A 20,145-nucleotide genomic window follows, 5' to 3' on the forward strand; every position below is an offset into this window, starting at 1 on the left:
GGCGTGCCTCAGCGCACTTCGATCGTCACGCGCCGGTTGCGCGGCTCGTCGACCTCGTCGGCCGTCGGCACCGCCAGTTCGCGTTCGCCGCGGCCTGCGGCCTCGATGCGGTTGGCCGGGAAGCGGCGCTCGATGAAGAGCTGGGCCACTTCCTGCGCGCGGCGCAGCGAGAGCGCGTCGTTGTTCTGCAGCGTGCCCTTGGTGTCGGTGTGGCCGACCACGACGATGTCGCCGCCGGGGCGCGCCTGGGCGGCCGCCAGCGCCTCTTCCATGATCTTCTGCGAGGCGGTCGTCAGCGTGATGGTGCCGAGCTCGAAGTACACGGTGTAGCGCTGCGACGGCGGCGGGCGCATCTCGAACAGCGGCTTGTTCTCGGCCTGGACCTTGGCCGGATCGGCGGCGTCGACCACCGGCGCGCCCGAGGCGCCCTGCTTGGCCGTGGCGCGCTGGTAGGGCCGCGAGAGCACCTCCTCGCCGTCCTTGGCGCGCACCACCACCGCCGAGGCGGTGCCGTCGGCCTGCGGCAGCAGCACCACGCGGGTGGCGGGCGAGGAACAGGCCGCGAGCAGCGCAACCAGCAACGCGGCGCCGAGGAAGCGCAGGCGGGAGAAAAAGAGGGGGCTGGAACCGGAACGCATCATGGCTGGCCGTCGGTCTGGACGATGAAGTCGGTGCCGCGGATGCCGATGGTCGCCGTCTGCGTCTCGACGCGCACCGCGTCGGGGTTGGTCTTGCCGATCAGGCCGGTGATCATGCGCATCGAGCCGCGCAGCAGCGAGACGAGCAGCCCGCCTTCATGGGTGGTGGCATCGAAGTGGAACTGCTTGAGGTCGAGCCGCGAGGAGGGGCCGACCACCAGCGTGGTGTCGTCGCGCAGCACGACCGCGGCCGAGGAGTCGGGGCCGGTCACGATCCGGTCGACCGAGGCCAGGGCGTCGCCGGGCACGGCATTGCGCGCGGCGGCGGCGGCGCTCAGCAGCTTGACGTCGCCGCGCACCGACTTCACGAAGCCGGCCTGGCGCTCGGGGGCCGCCGTGGCGGGAGCGGCGGCGGGGGCCGCGGGCGTGGACGGGGCGGTCTGCGCCTGCGAAATCGCCGCGGCGCCGAGCAGCGCGCAGCCCAGCAGGGGCAGGAGGAATTTCTTGTGCATCATCGGGTTTTCCGCGAACTGTTTCGGGGCGGACACAATTATTAATGCGAAGGCGTTACACCTGGACACGAACATGATAATTCGGCGGCTAACTGCGGCCTTTTACCGTTTTTCCTGTCGCCTGTCGCCGTCATCACCCTGCGCGTTCGCATGAATCTCACACCCAAGACCTTGTTGCGGGCCTCCATCGCGGTGGCGCTGGTCACGATCGTGCTCAAGAGCCTCGCGGGCTACATCACCCATTCGATGGGCTTGATCTCGGACGCGATGGAGTCCTTCGTCAACCTGGCGAGCGCCACCTTCGCGCTGGCCATGGTGACGATCGCGGAGCGCCCGGCCGACGAGGGCCATCCCTATGGCCACCACAAGGCCGAGTACTTCTCCTCGGGCTTCGAGGGCATCCTGATCGTGGGCGCGGCCGTCGCCATCTTCTGGGTCTCGGTGCAGCGGCTGCTGGCGCCGCAGCCGCTCGAGCAGCTCGGCTGGGGCCTCGCGCTGTCGATCGTCAGCTCGGGCCTGAACGCCGGGCTCGCGTGGCTGCTGTTCCGCGCCGCCCAGGCCCGCCGTTCGATCGCGCTGGAGGCCGACGCGCGCCACCTGATGGCCGACGTCTGGACCTCGGCCGCGGTGCTGGTGGGCATCGTCGCGGTGCATTTCACCGGCTGGCTCTGGCTCGATCCGCTCCTGGCCATCGGCGTGGCGCTCAACATCGCGCGCGAGGGCGCGAAGCTGGTCTGGCGCTCCTCGCAGGGCCTGATGGACCAGGCGCTCGAGCCCGAGACCCAGGCACTGCTGCGCGCCACGCTCGAGCGTTTCGCCGCCGGCGTGCCCGAGGGCGGGCGGCTGTGCTTCGACGACATCTTCACGCGCAGCGCCGGCCAGCGCCGCTTCGCCGACCTGCACATGCACGTGCCCGGCGACTGGACCCTGGAGCGCGCCGCCGCCCTGCGCGATGCGCTCGAGCAGGCCCTGATGGACGCCGTGCCCGGCCTGCGCGTGACCATCCAGCTGCTGCCGCTGGGCATGGAAGCCCGCGCCACCCGGCTTCCGTCAGACACCCTCGAGGAATCCCATCCATGAAAGCAGTGCTCCAGCGCGTGGCGCAGGCACGCGTCGACATCGCGGGCCGCACCGTCGGCGAGATCGGCGCCGGGCTGCTCGTGCTGCTGTGCGCCGAGCGCGGCGACACCGATGCCGCGGCCGACCGCATGCTCGCCAAGATGCTCAAGCTGCGCATCTTTTCCGACGCGGCCGGCAAGATGAACCGCAGCGTGCAGGACATCGGCGGCGGCCTGCTGGTGGTGAGCCAGTTCACGCTCGCGGCCGACGTGAGCGGCGGCAATCGCCCGAGCTTCACGCTCGCGGCGCCGCCCGACGAGGGCCGCCGGCTCTATGACTACTTCGTCGCCCAGGCGCGCGCCGCGCATCCCGTGGTGGCCACGGGCGAGTTCGGCGCCGACATGCAGGTGCACCTGCTCAACGACGGGCCGGTCACGATTCCGCTGCAGATGAGCTGAGGGCGGCGCGGGCCTCGTTCAGTCGCGCCGCAGCAGCGCTTCCCACGCCACTTTCGGGTGCTCGTAGCGGTCGATGGTCAGCTCCTCGAGCTGCGCGATGCGCCAGCCGCGCGCGAACAGCCGCTGCACGGTGGCGCGCTCGAAGAAGCGCTTCGGCGCGCCATCGACGAGGTAGAGGTTGTCCTCGTCCGAGCGACCCGGGCCGCGCCCGCCGTAGTGCCGGTCGTTGACCGAGTTGAGCCGGCACAGCAGCACGCCGCCGGGCCGTAGCACCGCGTGGATGCGCGCGACCAGCTCCAGCGTCTGCTCCCATTCGAAGTAGTGCAGCGACAGGCTCGCGAGCACGACGCCGATGCGCTGCCCCTCGGCCAGCGGAAAGGGCGCGCGGAAATCCTGGTTGTGCACGCGCACGCCCGCCAGGCGCCGCTCGCGCGCCGCGTCCGCCGCCCGTGGCGACAACTCGATCGCCTCCACGCGCAGCCCCGCGGCCGCCAGCGTGGCGCTGTCGCGGCCGTCGCCGCAGCCCAGCTCGAGCACCGGGTCGGCGCCCGCGCATTCGGCCAGCAGCGGCAGCCAGGGCCTGAGCCACGGATCGGTGTCGGCGCCGGTCATCGGTGCGCGTTCCCTCAGCGGTTGTAGGGATCGCGGATGCCCAGCCCCGCGAGGATCTCGATCTCGCGCGCCTCCATCGCCTCGGCGTCTGCCTCGCCGGTCTCGTGGTCCCAGCCCTGCGCATGCAGCGTGCCGTGCACCAGCAGGTGCGCGTAGTGCGCGGCCAGCGTCTTGCGCTGCTCCTTCGCTTCGCGCGCCACCACCGGCGCGCACAGCACCAGGTCGGCCATGACGAGCGGCGCCTGCGCATAGTCGAAGGTCAGCACGTTGGTCGCGTAGTCCTTGCCGCGGAACTCGCGGTTGAGCTGCTGGCCCTCGTCGGCATCTACGATGCGCACCGTGATCTCGGCGTCGGCGTCGAGCGCATGGCGGATCCAGCGCGTCACGCCGTGGCGCGGCAGCGCGGCGCGGTGCCGTTCCACGCCCTTGAAGCGGCCGAACTGCAGCGACAGGGCGAGTGCGTGGAGCGCCATCTCAGCGCCCGCCCGCGGCCGTGCGCTTGCGCTGGCCGTCGTAGGCGTCGACGATGCGCGCCACCAGCGGATGGCGCACCACGTCGGCGCTCGTGAAGTGCGTGATCGCGATGCCGTTCACGCGCCGCAGCACGCGCTCGGCGTCGATCAGGCCGCTCAACTGTTGCTTGGGCAGGTCGATCTGGCTCACGTCGCCCGTCACCACCGCCTTGGCGCCGAAGCCGATGCGCGTGAGGAACATCTTCATCTGCTCGGGGGTGGTGTTCTGCGCCTCGTCGAGGATCACGAAGGCGTTGTTGAGCGTGCGCCCGCGCATGAAGGCCAGCGGCGCGATCTCCAGCGCGTTGCGCTCGAAGGCCTTCTGCACCTTCTCGAAGCCCATCAGGTCGTAGAGCGCGTCGTACAGCGGCCGCAGGTAGGGGTCGACCTTCTGCGTCAGGTCGCCGGGCAGGAAGCCCAGCCGTTCGCCGGCCTCGACCGCCGGGCGCGTGAGCACGATGCGCTGCACCGCGCTGCGCTCGAGCGCATCGACCGCGCAGGCCACCGCGAGGTAGGTCTTGCCGGTGCCGGCCGGGCCGATGCCGAAGGTGATGTCGTGCTTGGCGATGTTGTCGAGGTAGATGGCCTGGGTGGGCGTGCGCGCGCGCAGGTCGGCGCGCCGGGTGGCGAGCGCGATCGCGCCGTCGCCGTCTTCGTCCATCGAGCCGTCGCCGGCCAGCGTGAGCTGTACCACCGCCGCGTCGATCGGTCGCTGGGCGATCTCGTAGAGCGCCTGCAGCACGTCCATCGCGCGCTGGGCGTTGACCTTGGGGCCGTCGATCTTGAACTGCTCGTGGCGGTGCGCGATCTTCACCGCGAGCGCCTCCTCGATGCGGCGCAGGTGGGCGTCGAGCGGGCCGCACAGGTGGCCCAGGCGCGTGTTGTTGGGCGGGGCGAAGGTGTGTCGCAGAATCACGCGGTTTCCATTTCCATCTTTATTGGTAGCCCATGCAAGACCGGCCCTGCTCCAGAAAATGCAACCCAAGGCGGGAAGCGCCGCAAGCGTCGGGGGGGCGCCAATGATAGGCAAACTCACCGGGATTCTTGCCGAACGCAATCCGCCGCAGGTCGTGATCGACTGCAACGGCGTCGGCTACGAGGTCGACGTGCCGATGAGCACCTTCTACAACCTGCCCAACGTGGGCGCCAGGATCTCGCTGCTCACGCACTTCATCGTGCGCGAGGACGCGCAGATCCTCTACGGCTTCGGCAGCGCCGAGGAGCGCGCGGCCTTCCGCCAGCTCATCAAGATCTCGGGCGTGGGCCCGCGCACCGCGCTGGGCGTGCTCTCGGGCATGAGCGTGGGCGAGCTCTCGCAGGCCGTCACCCTGCAGGAGGCCGGCCGGCTGGTGAAGGTGCCCGGCATCGGCAAGAAGATCGCCGAGCGCCTGCTGCTCGAGCTCAAGGGCAAGCTCGGCGCCGACATCGGCCTGCCCGCGCACGCGGCCTCCGATGCCCAGGCCGACATCCTGCAGGCGCTGGTGGCGCTGGGCTACAGCGACAAGGAAGCGGCCGCCGCGCTCAAGGCACTGCCGAAGGACGTGAGCGTGAGCGACGGCATCAAGCTGGCGCTGAAGGCGCTGGCGAAGTAAGGCCTAGGCGCGCAGCGCTGCCACCAGCGCGCCCAGCAGCGCGTGCGTCTCGACCAGGCTCGGCCCGTGCACCGGTTGCGGCCAGGCGCTGTGGATCGCGACCACGAGCCGTTCCTTCGGGTGGATGTAGAGCTGCTGCCCGAAGATGCCGAGCGCGGCGAACAGGCCGCCATCGAGTTCGGGCAGCGCCTGCGCGCCGCTCGGGAAAGTCCACCACTGGTAGCCGTATCCCATCGGCTCGTAGCCCTCGAGCGTGCCGGGCGCGAGCCGCTGCGCGGGGTCGGCGCGCGTGGCCTCGCCCAGCCAGTCCTCGGGCAGCACGCGCTGTCCGCCGGCCATGCCGCCGCCGAGGATGAACAGGCCGAAGCGGCCGAAGTCGCGCAGGGTCGCGTTGACGCCGCTGCCCGCGAAGGCCTGGCCGCCCGGCGCGTCGAGCTGCCAGTAGGCATCGGCCTCCATGCCGAAGGGCGCCCAGATCTTGCGCGACAGGTAGTCGCCGATCGGCTCGCGCAGCGCGCTGGCCAGGATCCTGCCGACCAGGTAGGTCTCGCCGGTGCTGTAGTTGAAGCGCGTGCCGGCCGGTGCCGCGCGCGGCAGCGTCGCCATGAAGGCCAGCACCGCGCCCGCGTCCTGGTCGAGTTGCGCGCGCAGCATGCGGCGGCGGTCGGAGGCCGGGTCGAGGTAGTCCTCGTTCCAGGCCACGCCCGAGCTCATCTGCAGCACCTGCCGCAGCGTCACGCCCTCGTAGGCCGAGCCGGCCAGCACGGGCACGTAGCGCACGACCGGCTCGTCCAGGCTCGCGATCAGGCCGTCGTGCAGCGCCGCGCCCACGAGCGTGGAGGCGATCGACTTCGCGACCGAGAACGACATCCAGCGCGTGGCCGCGTCGTTGCCCATCGCGTAGCGCTCGAGCACCACCTGGCCGTCCTTGATCGCCAGCAGGCCTGCCGTGCGGTTGCGCGCCATGAACGCGTCGATGCCGAACTGCCCGTCGCCAGCGCGGTAGCGCACGTCGACCGCGGGGCCCGCGGGCAATGGATGGACCTGCGCGCCGCGCTGGATCGTGCGCGTCGCATAGAGCCGGTCCATGTGGCGGTAGGTGGGCGCCTGCAGCTCGGGCGCCAGCGTCATCAGGTCCTCGAGCCGGCCGATGGCCTCGGTGTCCGTCATGCGGCAGCTCCCTACTTTGCCGGCTTCGCCGGCCGGTTCAGCCCCAGCGTCGGCGTCTCGTCGAAGAAGTTCCAGGGCTTGAGCAGCGCATGCACCCACTCGGTGGGCATGATCGGCCACTCCTCGGCGCGCGCGACGTGCGTGGTGCCGGTGGTGAGCCAGACCACGTTGTCGGTGTTCACGATCGCCTGGTCGTCGGCGGTGAACTGGCCCAGGCCGGTGTCCTTGTTCGACCGGTTCGGGTACTTGCCCTCGGGGAACTGCTCCTCGGGGTCGTAGCGCGTCACCCAGAGCTGGCGATCCATGAAGCTCAGGCGGTGGTTGATCCACTCGTCCTGCGCGAAGTTGGCGCCCTTGGCGATCGGGTGCGTGCCGCCCGCGTAGGGAATGAGCTGGTACGAGACCGGGTTGCCGACCTTGTTGCTCTTCGACGGATTGCTCAGCAGCCGGATCGTCGAGGGATCGAACTTCTGCGCCGCCTGCCGCTCGGTCGCCACCGTGCGCTGCACCGTCTGCATGGTGCTGGTGCGCGGGCCGCCGCGGGTGTTGGGCAGCACCACCGGGTCGACCTCGGTCAGCGAGTTGTTCTCGCCGTCCACGTCGAGGTCGAGCCGGAAGTTGTAGATGTGCTGGTGCGTGGTGCCGACGATGTGGTGGTCGAGCAGCGTGCCGTAGCGCGTGTCCTCGGCGGCGGTCGCGTCCTGCATGGTGCGCGACTTCACGCCCTTCACGGCCTCGATGCCGGTGGCGCCCGCGTTGATGCCGATGGTGCCGTTCTCGGCGAACACCCAGTCGAACAGGTAGTCGTAGTTGCCCACCGTGCTGATCCAGCGCACCACCAGTTCGCGCCGCTCGGTACTCACGTTGGGTTTGCCCATCTCCTGGTGCTTGAACTCGGGATCGGCATAGCGCTCGAAGACCGCGATCGCGCGCGGCACCTTCACGGGCGCGCCGGTGTAGTCGGCCAGCGTGGCATCGAGCAGCACCGCGTTCTGCGGCGCGTCCTTCTCGGGCTCGATCGGCGAGGTCAGCGTGCCCATGCCGTACTCGCCCGAGTCGAGGTAGGCCTTGAAGTACCAGCCGGTGTCGGGGTCGCCGTAGGGCACGATCATTCCGCCCAGCGAGCCCTCGTACATCACCTTGCGCTTGGTGCCCTTGTCGTTGTAGGTCACGGTCGAGAGCACCAGGCCCACGCGCGAGTCGAGCCGCAGGTGGAAGTCCCAGTTGCGCCAGTGCAGCATGTTGCCGGCGATGGTGTAGTTCTTGCCCTCGGGCTCGGTGATCTCCAGCGGCTTGGGCGCGGGCGTGCCGGCGCGGTCGCGGCCGTCGTAGGGCGTGGGCTTGAGCGGCACCGGCACCAGGCCGCCGTCCTCGATCTTCAGCACCTTCTTCTGCTCGAGGTCGACCACCGCCACCAGGCCCTCGATCGGGTGCGCCCAGTAGTTGCCGTCGCCCACGTCGAGGTAGCTCACCACCTTGAGCAGGCGGTCCTCCTGGCGCAGCGAATCCTTGCCGTCGAAGTAGCCCACGGTCAGCGGCGTGGCCACCACCTTCTTCACGTCATCGATGCCGCGCGTGGCGAGCGCCTTCGCATAGTCGGTGCTGGCCTCGATCGCGCTCTGCACGGTGGCGAAGTCGTCGAGCAGCACCATGCCGTGCGCGCCTTCCACCGGCTTCCATTCGAGCAGCCTGCGTGCCGCGAGGTCGATGCTGCCCTCGATCACCTTCTTGCCGTCGAGCGCGACGAAGCTCGCCTGCCGCGCGGCGCGCACCGGCTGGCCCGAGAGCGCGAAGGCCCAGACCTGGTCCTTGGGCGGGCGCTTCAGGGTGATCTCGGTGAAGCGCAGGCCGGGCTTGTAGTTGCCCGAGGCCTTGATCGTTTCGAGCGCGGCCTGGATCTCCTCGGCCGACAGCGGATTGAGCGGATTCGGCGTGCGCTCGACCACGAAGGTGCGGTCCAGGCTGGACTGGAACACCTGGTTGATGAAGTCGTGCGGCACCCAGGCCGCGCCCTTGCGCAGCACCACGGGCACGTCGAGCTGCAGCGGCTGGCCGTTGATCAGCGCGGTCTTCGAGCCGGGCTTGATGCGCACCAGCGTGCCGTTGCGCGCCACCGTGTAGACGTTGGCGAAGCTGTCGAAGCGCACGGTGGCGCCGAAATCCTCGACCGTCTTCTTGAGCGGCACCATGTGGGCCGCGCCGCCATGGGCCTGGGCGCCGCCGGCCGCGAGCGGGCCGAGGGCCAGCGCGAGCGCGGTGGCAAGAAGGGTGCGGGTGGTGCCGCGGACCGGCGTTCGATGGTGGCTGCTGCGCATGGCCTGCTTTTCCCTTTTCTTCGCGTGTTGTCTGAAACGACGACGAAGTTAAGGGCGCGGCCCATACGGCGGTTAGCCGGATTCGGCAAGCCAGCGCGCGCGCGTGGCGGAAGGCAGCTCGCCGAACAGCCGGCTGTAGTCGGCCGCGAAGCGCGACAGGTGCCAGAAGCCCCAGCGCGCCGCCACGTCGCCGATGCTGTCGCGCCGGTGCGTCTGCAGCTCGCGCCGCACCCGGTTCAGGCGCATCACGCGCAGGTAGGTCACGGGGCTCAGGTGCACCACGTCCTCGAAGGCGTACTGCAGCGCGCGGCGCGACACGCCGGTGGCCGCGCAGAGGTCGGGCACGCTGATGGCCTCGTCGGCATGGGCGCGCATGTACTCGCGCGCCAGCGCCACGATGTGGCGCCGCGCCACCGTGCCGGGCGGCAGCCGGGTTTCGAAGGCGTCGCAGCCGATGCAGTGCAGCACCGCGTCGGCCAGCGACAGCGACAGCATGTGGCGCGCCGCCGGCTGCTCGAGCTGCGCGAGGTTGCCGCGCGCCAGCGACAGCGCCGCGCCCAGCAGCTTCGACAGCTCGCTCTCGTCGAAGCCCGGCTGGCGCACCGGCGCCGGCTCGGGCAGGCGCAGCTCGAAGTCGGCGCCGAACAGCGTGGCCGCGAGCTCGGCCAGCGGCGCGGTGTCGATGCACACCGCCATCAGGTCCATGCCGGCGCCGGCCAGCAGTTCGAACTCGCGCTGCGGCGACAGCGCGATCAGGCGCCGGCCCTCGATCTCGTGGCCGCAGTACCAGCTGCCGCTGCCCGCGACCTCGGTGACGGCGAACGAGACCGTGCCCGGGCGGCCCTGGCCGTTCTGCAGCAGGGTCTGGTTCGCATGCTCGTGGAAGACCTGGACGAAGCCCAGGTGCAGGTCCTCGGACAGGCCCTCGAAGCGGCCGTTCGAGAGCTGCTCGTAGTGCTGGTCCCAGTGGTCCAGGCTCGAGGCCTGTGCCTGGGCCTCGGCGTTCAGGTGGCGGGAGAAGTGAAGCTCGGTCATGGTCGGCGCGGACGCTGGCACGGCGGCCGTCGTCGAGCCGACGAGCAGGAACCGTGCCGATCAGCGCGCAGTCTGCAAGAAGCGCGGGCGCTTGACCATCTTGCTTACCCTCGGTCCGGCCGCCGCCTCATTCGGGCTGGAGCCCGATGTCCTTGACCAGCGCGCCCCAGTCGCGCAGGTCCTGGCGCAGGGTCGCCGCGAACTGCTCGGGCGTGTTCTGCGGCAGGTCGGTGAAGTTGAGCTCGCGCAGGCGCTGCACCACGGCCGGGTCCCGCAGCGCGCGGTTCACCGCCTCGTTGAGCTTCTTCACGATCGCCGGCGGCGTCTTCGCGGGCGCCAGCACGCCGTACCAGGCATAGGTGGTGAACGGGTAGCCGGACTCGGTCATCGTCGGCACCTCGGGCAGCATCGGGATGCGCGAGGGGCCGCTGTTGGCCAGCGCCCGGAGCCGGCCGGCGCGCACCAGTTCCACCGTCGAGGACATGTCGGCGAAGGCCGCCTCGACCTGGCCGCCCATCAGGTCCTGCACGCAGGGGCCGCTGCCCTTGTAGGGCACGTGCTCGATCACCAGGCCGGCCTGCTTCTTGAGGCTTTCCATCGCCAGGTGGCCGCCCGAGCCGTTGCCCCAGGAGCAGTAGCTGAGCTTGTCGGGGCGTGCCTTGGCATAGGCGACGAAGTCGGCCAGCGTCTTCACCGGCAGGTCGTTGCGCACCAGCAGCAGGTTGCCGCCGCGGCCGATCTGCGCCACCGGCGCGAAGTCCTTCACCGGGTCGTAGGGCAGCTTGCGGTAGAGGCTGGGGTTCACCACCATCGCGGCGGCGTAGGTGAACAGCAACCGGTAGCCGTCGGGCGCCGCGCGCGCCACCTGCTCGGTGCCGAGGATGCCGTTGGCGCCGGGCCGGTTGTCGACCACGAAGGGCTGCTTGAGCGACTTGCCCAGCGCGTCGGCGACCAGCCGCGCGATGGTGTCGGTGCCGCCCGCGGCGGCCGTGGGCACGACCAGCGTGACGGGCTTGTCGGGATAGGCCTCGGCGCCCTGCGCGGCGGCCGTGGCCAGCAGGCCGGCGAGGCCGGCAAGGAACAGGCCGGTGCGGAGAAGGGATGCGGTCATGGGTATGCGGGTCCTCGGGAAGTCATTGGATACCGAAGCGCGCCTGCGTGCCCTGCTCGAGCATGTCGGCGCTCACGCGGTAGAGGTTGCGCGACACGTAGCTGGGCACCTGGCGCGCGCGCTCGCGCAGCCATTCGGCCTTGAGCGCGCGCGCCTCGGCGAGCTCGGGCGCGTCGCCGCGCGCGGTGGCCAGCAGGTCGATCACGTGCAGCGCGAGCTGCCATTGCCCTTGCCGCGCGAGCGCGCGCGCCCGCGCGATCAGGCCGGCCTTGTCGGTGATGGCCTCGGCCACGGCCTGGCCGACGGCCTCGGGCGGCTCGGGATGCAGGCTGGTCGGGTTGCGGTCCCACCAGCCGTTCTCCGAGCGGTAGATGTCGCGCACGATGTAGGCCGGGTCGCCGTAGGTGGGCTTCATCCAGTCGACCGCGAACAGCTCGTCGGGGCAGCGGATGCGCGCCAGCAGCTCGCGCTCGTTGAAGCCTTCGTTCATCAGCCGCACCACCTCGGCGCGCAGCCAGCGCAGGGCGCGCGCCGTGTGCGTGAGCACGTGCCGCACCTGGTCCTCGCCCTCGAGCGTGGCGCCGAACTCGCGCACCGCCTTGCGCGCGCCGAGCGCGGCCAGCGCATCGAGCGTGTCGGCCCAGCGCACCGTGTCGCGCAAGGTGCGAAAGGGCGTGCCGATGTTGGGGATCGAGTCGATCAGCGCCGCGCCGCCGTAGAGCACGCGCTGCGCGGGGCTCCACAGCGCGATCGCGTCGTCGGTCTCCGAGGGCGCCCAGCGCAGCTCGACGGCGCGCTCGCCGTGACCGATGACCAGCCGCTCGTCGAAGGTCTCGGTCGGCGCATGCATCGACAGCCGCTGCGCGAAGAAGCCCGCGGGCCGGTTGAACTGGATCTCGGCCATGCGGTGCTGCAGCGCCTCGGTCTCGCGGTAGCGCGCGAGGCGCCGCGGCACGTTGCGGTGCGCGATCACGCGCGGCGGCGCGTCGCCGCGCTGCGCCGCATGGGCGAGCCACATCGGCACGCCGACGTTGTAGCCCACATGGCCGTGGCTGTAGCACAGCGCATGCAGCGGCGCGTCGCTGAGTTCGCGCACCGCGTCGATCATGCCCTGCGTCACCGAGCCGCCCGGGCCGGCGTCGATCACCACCAGGCCGACATCGGTCTCGGCCACGAAGGACTGTCCCTGCCCGCGCAGGATGTGCAGGCCCGGCGCTACCGTCTCGGTGCCGCTGCCGACGATGAGGAAGGGTTTCTCTTGTTCCTGTGTGTTGTTCATACGGTGTCTCCGATGCGGACCAGCGGCGGCAGCGCATGGCGGCCGTCGAGCATCTCCGCGCGCGGCACGTAGGCGCGCAGGCAGAGGTAGAAGGCGCCCGCGGGCGCGGGCAGCCAGTTCGCACGCGCGGCCTCGTCCGCGGGCGCCGCATGCTGGATGCGCAGCGTGAGGCCACCGTCGGCATCGCGGCGCAGCGCCGGCGTGCGGTCGCCGATGGCGTAGCGGTCGATCGGGTTGTCGACCAGCATGCAGTCGCGGCTGTCGTACATGGTGAGCGACCAGAAGGCCTCGACCGGCGGCAGCTCGCCGGGCCCGAAGCGCAGCGTGTAGCAGTGGCTGCCGTGCAGCGCGCGGCCCGCGGCGTCGTGCCAGGCGAGCGGGTAGGTGGCCTCGCGGCTCTCGAGCATGCCGATGTACTTGAGCGCGACCAGCGCGCGCATCCGGTGGTCGTCGCCGAAGCTGGCCTCCACCAGCGGCATGGCCACCCAGCCGCTGGCGGCCGCGCGGCCGGCTTCCGTGGCGCGCAGCCGCGGCAGCACGCGGGCGATCGCATCCTGCAGCAGGTCGCGCTGCGTGCCGTCGAGCGCGCCGGCCTCGGGGTGCAGGCCGAGCGTGGCGTAGCGCGCGAGCCGGTCGGCATCGCGCGCGGGCGGCGGGTTCTCGCGCAGCGCGCGCTGCACCTGCGCCGCGAAATGCCCGGCATCCGGCGCCGCCTTCGGGTCGCAGGCCGGGTCGAAGGCCATGGGCCGGGGCGCCGCGCCGGCCTGCCAGTCGGCCAGCGTGCGCACCACGAAGCCGTCCTGCAGCGCATGCACCGCGGGCAGGTCGTGCGGCCCGTCGACCAGGATGCGGCCGATGACCCAGAGCCAGCGCGTGGGCGCCTCGATGCGCGCGCCGGGCGTGTCGAAGGCGGGCGGCAGCTCGCCGCGCCAGCCCGGCGGCACGAGCACGAAGGAACGCGCCGCCGTGCCCGTGAGCCGCTGGCCGATGTGGGCGAAGGGGTTGGTGTAGAAGTCGAGCAGGCCCAGCACGTAGTAGCGCCCCGCGGTGTCGGGGACGTCGATCACCAGCGGGCCCGCGCCGAGGTCGAGCCAGGCGTTGGTGTAGAGCGTGTCGTTGTTCGGCGTCACGACGCGGCTCTTGCCCGGCCCCAGTAGCTTGCGCGCATGGGTGAACACGTTGCACCAGCGTTGCGGCGCCGGTGCCTCGCCGGCGGTCTCGCAGCGTTGCGGCGAGGTGGCCGCGCGCATGCGGCACATCTCGTACAGCGGCCAGGCGTAGACCACGGCCTCCTCGGCCAGGGTGTCGATGTCGGCATCGATCGTGGCGGCCATGGCGTCAGTCCTCCCGCGGCTGCAGGGCCGGGATGCGCCAGGTGCGCACGCCTTCGCGCGGGTGGTACATGCGCAGGATCAGGTAGAAGCGGCCGGCGGGCGCGGGCAGCCAGTTGGCGGCATCGGCGGGCCGCGCATGGCCCAGCACCAGTTCCAGGCTGCCATCGGCACCGCGCGCGAGGCCCTGCGTGCGGTCGCCGATCGCATGGCGGCCGATCGCGTTGGGATAGAGGAAGCGGTCGCTGTCGTAGAGCGTCACCGACCAGAAGGCGTCGGCCGGCGGCATGTCGTCGGCCTCGAAGCGCATCGCATAGCGGCGCCGGCCATCGAGCGGCTCCAGCTTCGCGTCGTGGTGCGAGGCGGCGTACACGGCCTCGCTGGTGGCCAGCGCGCCCAGGCCCAGGTAGGCGGTGCGCGCGCGGCCGAGGAACTCGCTGCCGTAGCGGCCGGTGGCGGGCGTCATGGCCCAGGCCTTGGGCCGGTGGTGCCGGCCCACCGCGCCGACCGCGCGCACGCCCTCGGCGAAGCCTTCGACCAGGCCCTCGCGCAGCGGCGCATCGAGCGCGTCCCACGCGAAGCCCGCGTCGGGCCGCAGCCCGGCCTGGCCGAACCAGGCCACCAGCGCGCGGTCCTCGACGCGGCCCGGCGCCTCGGCGAGCGCCTGGCAGAGGTTGGCGAAGAAGCGCGGCGCGACCTGCGCGGCCGGCTCGCCGTCCTCGAAGGCGGCCGCCATGGCATCGACCGGTTCGCCGACCCAGCGTTCGATCGCCGCCGGGCGGCCGCGCGGCACCGTGCCGGGCGCGGGCGCGAGCCGGATCTCGGACTGCAGCGCGCGCGCCGCGGGCCAGTCGGCCTCGTCGCCGACCAGGATGCGGCCGATCAGCCACACCAGGTCGGTCGGGCAGCGCACCACGCGGTGCGCGGCCAGCGCCTCGGGCACCGTGCCGCCGGGGCCCACGAGCACCACGGTCTCGCCCGCGGGATCGCAGTTGCGCGGCCCGAGGTTCTCGAAGTTCTCGGTGTAGGCGTCGTACAGCGGCAGCACGAAATAGCGCCCCGGATGGCGCGCGGCCGCGGGCACGCTCAGCAGCATCGGGCCGTCGGCCAGGTGGATCCAGGCGATGGTGTAGAGCAGGTCGTTGGCCGGCGTCACCACGTCGCGGTCCTCGTGGGTCGAGGGGCGCGGCGCATGGTGCAGCGTGTTGATCGGCGCGCGCACGTCCGAGCCGGCCGAGGTGCCGATGCGGCGTTCGGCGCGCGGCGCGGTCTGCAGCGCGCAGGTGCGATAGGTCTCGGTCAGCGGATAGCCGTAGACGAAGGCGGCGAGGCCGATCGAGCGCGCGAGCGCCTGGCGCGCGGCGTCGACGGTGGCCTGGGAGGCGGGAGCATTCATGGGGACGAAACCTCTTGGCTGGTGGCGATGAAGGAAGGGGAAAGAAATCAATCGAGCTTCACGCCCGTGGCCTGCGTGAGCCGCAGCGTCACGGGCAGGAAGGCGCGGTAGGCGGCGCTGGCCTCGGCCGGCAGGTTGCCCACGGGCTCGGCGCCGAGTTCCTCGATGCGGCGCGCGACCTCGGGCTGGTGCACCACCGCGGCGACCTCGCGCCCGAGCCGCTCGACCACCGCGTCGGGCGTCTTCGCGGGCGCCATCAGCGAGGTCGGCCCGGTCAGCGCGTAGACCTCGTCGGCGAAGCCCTGCTCGGCGAAGGTCGGCACCTCGGGCAGCGCCTTGGCGCGGCGCGGCCCGGCGACCGCGAGCGCGCGCAGCTTGCCGGCCGCGATGTAGGGCTGCAGCGTGGCGATCGAGCCCACGGTCAGCTGGATCACGCCGCCGATCAGGTCGATCGCCATCGGGCTCTCGCCCTTGTAGGGCACGTGCAGCGTGCGCAGGCCGTAGGCGCGGTCCATGTAGACCTGGATCTGGTGCGGTTGCGTGCCCGGGCCCCAGGAGCCCATCGCGTACTTGCCGGGCGCGGCCTTCAGCACCGCGATCAGGCCGGCGACATCCTTGGCCGGCACCGAGGGATGCACCGCGAGCACGGTGCGCGTGGTGGCGATGTCGGAGACCATGCGCAGGTCGGTGCGCGGGTCGTAGGGCAGCTTGCCGTAGAGCACGATGTTGGCCGTGACCGGGCCCGGCACCGTCAGCAGCAGCGTGTGGCCGTCGGGCGCGCTCTTGGCGACGTAGTCGGTGCCGATGATCCCGCCCGCGCCGCTGCGGTTCTCGACCACCACGGGCTGGCCCAGCCGCTTCGACAGGCCCTCGGCGACCAGCCGCGCGAGGATGTCGGAGGAGCCGCCGGCCTGGTACTGCACGACGATGCGCAGCGGCTTCGACGGGAATTCGGCGCGGGCGCCGGCGGCCGCGAAGGCCGCGAGCGCGCACAGCAGCAGGCGTCGTTTCGAAAGCGTCATGCGATGCCTCCTTCCGCCGGCGACGGGTCGCGGCCCACGATCAGCGCATCGACCGCCACGCAGCCGCCCTCGGCCTGCGGCCGCGCGATCAGCGGATTGATCTCGGCGCTCGCCAGCGAGTCGCCGGCACGCAGCGCGAAGTCGGCGAGCGCGCACAGCGCATCGGCGATCGACGCGAGGTCGACCGGCGCCTTGCCGCGCGCGCCGTCGAGGATCGCGAAGGCGCGCAGCTCGCGCACCATCGCCAGCGTGTCCTCGCGCGTGACCGGCAGCACGCGCAGCGCCACGTCGCGCAGGGTCTCGACGTGGATGCCGCCGAGGCCGAACATCAGCACCGGCCCGAACACCGGGTCGCGGAGCACGCCCGCGATGCATTCGACGCCGCCGCTCGCCATGCGCGCCACCAGCGCGCCCTCGAGCCGTGCCTCGGGCCGCGCGCTCAGCGCATGGTCGCGCGTGCGCTCGAAGGCCGCGCGCGCCTGCGCCGCGCCGCGCAGGCCGAGCGCCACGCCGCCGACGTCCGACTTGTGCGGGATGTCCGCGCTCACGATCTTCAGCGCCACCGCACCGCCGAAGGCTTCGGCGGCCGCCGCGGCCTCGTCGGCGCTGTGCGCCACGCGGTGCGCGACCACCGGCACGCCGGCCGCGGCGAGCAGCGCGAGCGCCGCGGGCTCGGCCATCGCGCCGGGCGCGAGCGCGATCGGATCGCCGGCCGGGCGCGTGTCGGTGGCATGCGGCGCATCCGTCTTCAATCCCGCGAGCGCGGCGATGGTGCGGATGCCGTCCGACGGATCGGCGAACACCAGGCAGCGCAGGCCTTCGAGCTCGGCGCGGCGTTCGGGCGAGAGCAGCGTGCTGATCGCGAGCAGCGTGTCGGGATAGGCCGCGCGCAGCGACGCCACCAGCGCGCGCAGCGTGGGCCAGAACGCATCCGACGCGCCCGCGGCCGCGAGGAAGCCCATCCACGAGGCGAAGCCGCGGTCGTCGAGCATCAGGCGCGCGCTGCGCTCGAGCAGGCTCATGTCGTTGGTCACCTGGCCCGTGATGTCGACCGGGTTGCGCGGCGCCGCGAACGGCACCCACTCGCGCAGCGTGGCCTGCGCGGCCTCGCCGAGCGGCTGCACGTCGAGGCCCTGCGCCGAGGCGTCGTCGGCCATCAGCGCGCCCACGCCGCCCGACAGCGTGAACAGCCCGATCGAGCGGTCGCGCGGCCGGCCGGCCACGGCGGCGCTGTGCGCCAGGTCGAAGAACTCGCCGAGGCTGCGCGCGCGCAGCACGCCATGGCGGCGGAACACCGCGTCGTACACCGCGTCGTCGCCCGCGAGCGCCGCGGTGTGCGAGGCCGCCGCCTGCGCGCCCAGCGCGGTGCGGCCGACCTTGACCATCACCACCGGCTTGCCCGCGGCCTGCGCGAGCGCCAGCGCGGCGCGCAGCCGGGGGCCGTCGCGGCAGCCTTCCATGTAGCCCATGATCACGTCGGTGGCCGGGTCCTGCGCGAGCCAGGCCAGGCAGTCGGCGAACTGCAGGTCGGCCTCGTTGCCGGTGGTGGCCCACAGCGACAGGCCGACGCCGCGCTCGCGCGCCATCGCGTAGGCATAGGCACCGAAGGCGCCCGACTGGCTCACCAGCCCGATGCGCCCCGGCGCCACGCGGCCCACGCCGGGCGCGGGCGAGAAGGTGGCGTAGACCTTGTGCGCGATGTTCATGAAGCCCAGGCAGTTGGGCCCGATGAGCCGCAGGCCGGCCGCGCGGGCCTTGGCGCCGAGCCGCGCCTGCGCGGCCGTGCCTTCGGCGCCGGTCTCGGCGAAGCCCGAGGAGAACAGCACCACGCCCTTGACCTTCGCTTCGATCGCGTCGTCGAGCGCCGCATCGACCAGCGCGGCCGGCACCGAGAGGATCGCGAGGTCCACCGGCTCGCCGATGGCGCGCAGGCTGGGCCAGGCCCGCAGCTCCTGGATGCGTTCGGCGTTCGGGTTGACCGGGTAGAGCGCGCCGTCGAAGCCGAAGCGGCGCTGGTAGTCGACCGGGATGCCGCCGATCTTCTGCGGGTTGGAGGAGGCGCCGACCACCGCGATGGAACGCGGCGCGAACAGGGCCGACAGGGATTCGGTCTGGGAGCTGAAGAAATCCATGGAAGAGGCGACGAGGGGTTTCAGAAGTTGTGGCGGATGCCGGTCGCGAGCACGCGCACGCCGTTGCCGCTGTCGGGCGCGACCGCGACCGTGGCGAGCGTGGCCGAGGCGCCATGCCGGTTGAGCAGCCGCAGCCAGCGCGCGTAGAGCACGGTGCGCTTGCTCAGGTAGTAGTCGTAGCCCAGGGTCCAGGCCAGCTGCGAACGCTCGCTCGCGTCCACCTTGCGCTGCATGGCCTCGAACATCAGGTTCGAGGCCGGCGTGATGTTGTAGGTGAGGCCGAGGCTCGCGAGCTTCGCGCTCGGCACGCCGGGCAGGCTCGAGCTGTTGCGCACGTAGTTGGCGTAGAGCTGCAGCCCGATCGCCTCCCAGTCGTAGGCCGCGCTCAGCGCCTGGTAGGTGCTGGTGCTCGGCTCGGCCACGGGCGCGGCGGCCGAGCCCGAGCGCGCGCGCTGGAAGGCATAGCCCACGTAGTAGGGCTTGCGCCCCCAGCTGAGGCTGCCGCCGTAGAGCGTGCCGCTGCTGTGGCTCGCGGCGCTGGCCTCGCCGGGCGCATAGGCGATGTCGGCGTAGAAATCGGCGATGGCCGGCGTGCGGTAGCGCACCATGTTGCTGGCGCGCGCCGCGAAGGGCAGCAGGCCGGGCTGCGCGTCGGTGGCGGCCACCAGGTTGATCGGCGAGAACACCGAGTTCACGCCATAGGGATCGGCCTTGAACAGCGTGTAGAACATCGGCGTGTACATGCGGCCCGCGTCGACCTGGCCCCAGGGCGTCGACAGGCCGACGAAGGACTGGCGCGTGAACGCGATCTCGGGACCGGCCAGCGTGCCCTTGCCGGTGTCGGGCGCGAAGCCGGCCTCGAGCGTGAAGTGCGCATCGAAGCCGCCGCCCAGGTCCTCCGCGCCGCGAAAGCCGAGGCGCGACGCGGTCTGGCCGCCGTCCTCGAGCCGCGTCGAGGAGCTCGGTCCCGACTTCGCGTGGGCCAGGTAGAGGTCGGCGGTGCCGAAGATCGTCACGCTGCCCTGGGCGAGCGCGAGCGAGGAGGAGGCCGCGAGCGCGAGGCCCGCGGCGGCTGTCTTCTTCATGTCGTCTTGTCTCCGGTGAGGCTCGCCGCCCGTCGAGGGCGGCTGCCGCTTGTGTGCTTGTCGGTGTCCGGTGCTTACGATAGAAACGACCGCCCCCCGAATCTGTCAATGCGTTGACAGATTCCCGAACATCGCCGCAGGGAGAACCCGCTGACCCGACCGCGCAAGACCGCCGAACGAGATGCCGAGGAGAACGCGGCGCTGCTCGAGCGCGCGCTGCGCTGGAACGAGCTGTTCTCGCGCTGGCCCGACGCGCGGCGCGCCGAGCTCATGAAGTCGGCGCGCCTGGAGCGCTACGGTCGCCGCACGCAGGTGCTCGCGCACGACCGCCATCGGCGCGAGTTGCTGGTGGTGGTGTCGGGCTGCCTCGAGATCAGCAGCATGAGCCCCAACGGCCGCAAGTACGTGAACGCGCTGCTCGGCCCGGGCCAGGTGGCGCCGCTGGTGCGGCTGCTCGACGAGGTGCCGCTGGCCTACGACTACCACGCGCACGAGGATTCGGTGATCGTGCACCTGCCGAGCGACGCGGTGCTGGCCGTGCTCGATGCCGAGCCGCTGCTGTGGCGCGACGTGGCGCGGCTGGGCCTGCAGCGCCAGCGCCTGAGCATCGTGCTGCTGCAGAACCAGATGCTCAACTCGATCCACGGCCGGGTGGCCGCGGCGCTGATGAACCTGGTCCACTTCTACAACGGCCAGGGCGAGGACGGCGCGCCGCCGCTGGTGCGGCTGTCGCAGACCGACCTCGCGGCCATGCTCGGGCTGTCGCGCCAGACCGTCAACAAGGAGCTGGGCCGGCTGGTGGAGGAGGGCGCGATCGACATGCGCTACAAGCGCATCCGTATCGTCGACGCCGAGCGGCTCGCGCGCATCGCGGCCGGGACCTGAA

The 20,145-nt window shown here is 71.9% G+C and carries 19 protein-coding genes; 4 read left to right on the forward strand and 15 right to left on the reverse strand.

Annotated elements, in window-relative coordinates; all coding sequences use genetic code 11:
• Positions 1 to 8: 8 nt before the first annotated feature.
• Positions 9 to 638, reverse strand: a complete 630-nt coding sequence (locus ACEN9J_RS24270) for an OmpA family protein (RefSeq protein WP_057590792.1) — start codon at positions 636 to 638, stop codon at positions 9 to 11.
• Positions 638 to 1,153 carry a FecR domain-containing protein gene (locus ACEN9J_RS24275; protein WP_261211573.1) on the reverse strand — a complete coding sequence of 172 codons (516 nt, stop codon included), beginning with the start codon at positions 1,151 to 1,153 and terminating at the stop codon, positions 638 to 640. The genes ACEN9J_RS24270 and ACEN9J_RS24275 overlap by 1 nt, the downstream gene beginning before the upstream one ends.
• A gap of 147 nt (positions 1,154 to 1,300) precedes the next feature.
• Here ACEN9J_RS24275 and ACEN9J_RS24280 point away from each other — a divergent pair, with 147 nt between their 5' ends.
• Together ACEN9J_RS24280 and dtd are read left to right on the forward strand one after the other, a co-directional pair.
• Entirely contained in the window at positions 1,301 to 2,230 is a 930-nt protein-coding gene (locus ACEN9J_RS24280) for a cation diffusion facilitator family transporter (RefSeq protein ID WP_413762275.1), read from the forward strand.
• The gene (dtd, locus tag ACEN9J_RS24285) at positions 2,227 to 2,667 is read left to right on the forward strand and encodes a D-aminoacyl-tRNA deacylase (protein WP_057590765.1); all 441 of its coding nucleotides are present in this window, start codon (positions 2,227 to 2,229) and stop codon (positions 2,665 to 2,667) included. Before ACEN9J_RS24280 ends, dtd begins: the two co-directional genes overlap by 4 nt.
• An 18-nt stretch (positions 2,668 to 2,685) precedes the next feature.
• Here dtd and ACEN9J_RS24290 read toward each other — a convergent pair whose 3' ends face one another.
• From ACEN9J_RS24290 to ACEN9J_RS24300, 3 genes are read right to left on the reverse strand one after another with little or no spacing between them, the layout of a single operon-like run.
• Entirely contained in the window at positions 2,686 to 3,279 is a 594-nt protein-coding gene (locus tag ACEN9J_RS24290; RefSeq protein WP_413762276.1) for a class I SAM-dependent methyltransferase, read from the reverse strand.
• Between the two features lie 14 nt (positions 3,280 to 3,293).
• Positions 3,294 to 3,752 (reverse strand): rRNA maturation RNase YbeY, encoded by a 459-nt coding sequence (ybeY, locus tag ACEN9J_RS24295; protein ID WP_057590767.1) that lies wholly within the window; start codon positions 3,750 to 3,752, stop codon positions 3,294 to 3,296.
• Between the two features lies 1 nt (position 3,753).
• Positions 3,754 to 4,707 (reverse strand): PhoH family protein, encoded by a 954-nt coding sequence (locus ACEN9J_RS24300; protein WP_261211570.1) that lies wholly within the window; start codon positions 4,705 to 4,707, stop codon positions 3,754 to 3,756.
• A 103-nt stretch (positions 4,708 to 4,810) separates the two neighbouring features.
• On the opposite strand from ACEN9J_RS24300, the gene ruvA reads away from it, so the two are divergent.
• The gene (gene ruvA, locus ACEN9J_RS24305) at positions 4,811 to 5,383 is read left to right on the forward strand and encodes a Holliday junction branch migration protein RuvA (protein ID WP_261211569.1); all 573 of its coding nucleotides are present in this window, start codon (positions 4,811 to 4,813) and stop codon (positions 5,381 to 5,383) included.
• A gap of 3 nt (positions 5,384 to 5,386) precedes the next feature.
• Here the strand turns inward: ruvA and ACEN9J_RS24310 are convergent, their stop codons facing one another.
• The 10 genes from ACEN9J_RS24310 to ACEN9J_RS24355 all read right to left on the reverse strand — a co-directional run bounded on the left by ACEN9J_RS24310 (position 5,387) and on the right by ACEN9J_RS24355 (position 19,259).
• Positions 5,387 to 6,553 carry a serine hydrolase domain-containing protein gene (locus ACEN9J_RS24310; RefSeq protein ID WP_413762277.1) on the reverse strand — a complete coding sequence of 389 codons (1,167 nt, stop codon included), beginning with the start codon at positions 6,551 to 6,553 and terminating at the stop codon, positions 5,387 to 5,389.
• Positions 6,554 to 6,564: 11 nt separating this feature from the next.
• A complete protein-coding gene (gene tynA / locus ACEN9J_RS24315; protein WP_413762278.1) occupies positions 6,565 to 8,868 on the reverse strand; it encodes a primary-amine oxidase in 2,304 nt (767 codons plus the stop codon).
• A 72-nt stretch (positions 8,869 to 8,940) separates the two neighbouring features.
• The gene (locus tag ACEN9J_RS24320) at positions 8,941 to 9,903 is read right to left on the reverse strand and encodes a helix-turn-helix domain-containing protein (protein WP_057590771.1); all 963 of its coding nucleotides are present in this window, start codon (positions 9,901 to 9,903) and stop codon (positions 8,941 to 8,943) included.
• A 127-nt stretch (positions 9,904 to 10,030) separates the two neighbouring features.
• Positions 10,031 to 11,014, reverse strand: a complete 984-nt coding sequence (locus ACEN9J_RS24325) for a Bug family tripartite tricarboxylate transporter substrate binding protein (protein WP_261211562.1) — start codon at positions 11,012 to 11,014, stop codon at positions 10,031 to 10,033.
• Between the two features lie 22 nt (positions 11,015 to 11,036).
• Positions 11,037 to 12,293 (reverse strand): alkyl sulfatase dimerization domain-containing protein, encoded by a 1,257-nt coding sequence (locus ACEN9J_RS24330; RefSeq protein WP_413762279.1) that lies wholly within the window; start codon positions 12,291 to 12,293, stop codon positions 11,037 to 11,039.
• Positions 12,290 to 13,627: a DUF1254 domain-containing protein gene (locus tag ACEN9J_RS24335; RefSeq protein ID WP_413762280.1), complete on the reverse strand. Its 1,338-nt coding sequence runs from the start codon at positions 13,625 to 13,627 to the stop codon at positions 12,290 to 12,292. Before ACEN9J_RS24335 ends, ACEN9J_RS24330 begins: the two co-directional genes overlap by 4 nt.
• Positions 13,628 to 13,631: 4 nt before the next feature.
• Entirely contained in the window at positions 13,632 to 15,020 is a 1,389-nt protein-coding gene (locus ACEN9J_RS24340; protein WP_413762281.1) for a DUF1254 domain-containing protein, read from the reverse strand.
• Positions 15,021 to 15,067: 47 nt separating this feature from the next.
• Entirely contained in the window at positions 15,068 to 16,042 is a 975-nt protein-coding gene (locus tag ACEN9J_RS24345; RefSeq protein WP_261211557.1) for a Bug family tripartite tricarboxylate transporter substrate binding protein, read from the reverse strand.
• Entirely contained in the window at positions 16,039 to 18,174 is a 2,136-nt protein-coding gene (locus tag ACEN9J_RS24350) for an acetate--CoA ligase family protein (RefSeq protein ID WP_413762282.1), read from the reverse strand. The genes ACEN9J_RS24345 and ACEN9J_RS24350 overlap by 4 nt, the downstream gene beginning before the upstream one ends.
• 20 nt (positions 18,175 to 18,194) lie before the next feature.
• On the reverse strand, positions 18,195 to 19,259 hold the full coding sequence (locus ACEN9J_RS24355; RefSeq protein WP_057590778.1) for a porin: 1,065 nt from the start codon (positions 19,257 to 19,259) through the stop codon (positions 18,195 to 18,197).
• 270 nt (positions 19,260 to 19,529) lie between these two features.
• Between ACEN9J_RS24355 and ACEN9J_RS24360 the strand changes: the two genes are divergently transcribed.
• On the forward strand, positions 19,530 to 20,144 hold the full coding sequence (locus ACEN9J_RS24360) for a Crp/Fnr family transcriptional regulator (protein ID WP_261211554.1): 615 nt from the start codon (positions 19,530 to 19,532) through the stop codon (positions 20,142 to 20,144).
• The last annotated feature ends 1 nt before the right edge of the window (position 20,145 follow it).

This window comes from Variovorax sp. Varisp41 (assembly GCF_047325085.1).
Classification (GTDB): Bacteria; Pseudomonadota; Gammaproteobacteria; order Burkholderiales; family Burkholderiaceae_C; genus Variovorax.

Bases quoted from the DNA above. Each gene is read 5' to 3' on its own strand.
- ACEN9J_RS24270 (WP_057590792.1), bottom strand. From the start codon at position 638: ATGCGTTCCGGTTCCAGCCCCCTCTTTTTCTCCCGCCTGCGCTTCCTC.
- ACEN9J_RS24275 (WP_261211573.1), bottom strand. From the start codon at position 1,153: ATGATGCACAAGAAATTCCTCCTGCCCCTGCTGGGCTGCGCGCTGCTC.
- ACEN9J_RS24280 (WP_413762275.1), top strand. From the start codon at position 1,301: ATGAATCTCACACCCAAGACCTTGTTGCGGGCCTCCATCGCGGTGGCG.
- dtd (WP_057590765.1), top strand. From the start codon at position 2,227: ATGAAAGCAGTGCTCCAGCGCGTGGCGCAGGCACGCGTCGACATCGCG.
- ACEN9J_RS24290 (WP_413762276.1), bottom strand. From the start codon at position 3,279: ATGACCGGCGCCGACACCGATCCGTGGCTCAGGCCCTGGCTGCCGCTG.
- ybeY (WP_057590767.1), bottom strand. From the start codon at position 3,752: ATGGCGCTCCACGCACTCGCCCTGTCGCTGCAGTTCGGCCGCTTCAAG.
- ruvA (WP_261211569.1), top strand. From the start codon at position 4,811: ATGATAGGCAAACTCACCGGGATTCTTGCCGAACGCAATCCGCCGCAG.
- ACEN9J_RS24310 (WP_413762277.1), bottom strand. From the start codon at position 6,553: ATGACGGACACCGAGGCCATCGGCCGGCTCGAGGACCTGATGACGCTG.
- tynA (WP_413762278.1), bottom strand. From the start codon at position 8,868: ATGCGCAGCAGCCACCATCGAACGCCGGTCCGCGGCACCACCCGCACC.
- ACEN9J_RS24320 (WP_057590771.1), bottom strand. From the start codon at position 9,903: ATGACCGAGCTTCACTTCTCCCGCCACCTGAACGCCGAGGCCCAGGCA.
- ACEN9J_RS24325 (WP_261211562.1), bottom strand. From the start codon at position 11,014: ATGACCGCATCCCTTCTCCGCACCGGCCTGTTCCTTGCCGGCCTCGCC.
- ACEN9J_RS24330 (WP_413762279.1), bottom strand. From the start codon at position 12,293: ATGAACAACACACAGGAACAAGAGAAACCCTTCCTCATCGTCGGCAGC.
- ACEN9J_RS24335 (WP_413762280.1), bottom strand. From the start codon at position 13,627: ATGGCCGCCACGATCGATGCCGACATCGACACCCTGGCCGAGGAGGCC.
- ACEN9J_RS24340 (WP_413762281.1), bottom strand. From the start codon at position 15,020: ATGAATGCTCCCGCCTCCCAGGCCACCGTCGACGCCGCGCGCCAGGCG.
- ACEN9J_RS24345 (WP_261211557.1), bottom strand. From the start codon at position 16,042: ATGACGCTTTCGAAACGACGCCTGCTGCTGTGCGCGCTCGCGGCCTTC.
- ACEN9J_RS24350 (WP_413762282.1), bottom strand. From the start codon at position 18,174: ATGGATTTCTTCAGCTCCCAGACCGAATCCCTGTCGGCCCTGTTCGCG.
- ACEN9J_RS24355 (WP_057590778.1), bottom strand. From the start codon at position 19,259: ATGAAGAAGACAGCCGCCGCGGGCCTCGCGCTCGCGGCCTCCTCCTCG.
- ACEN9J_RS24360 (WP_261211554.1), top strand. From the start codon at position 19,530: ATGAAGTCGGCGCGCCTGGAGCGCTACGGTCGCCGCACGCAGGTGCTC.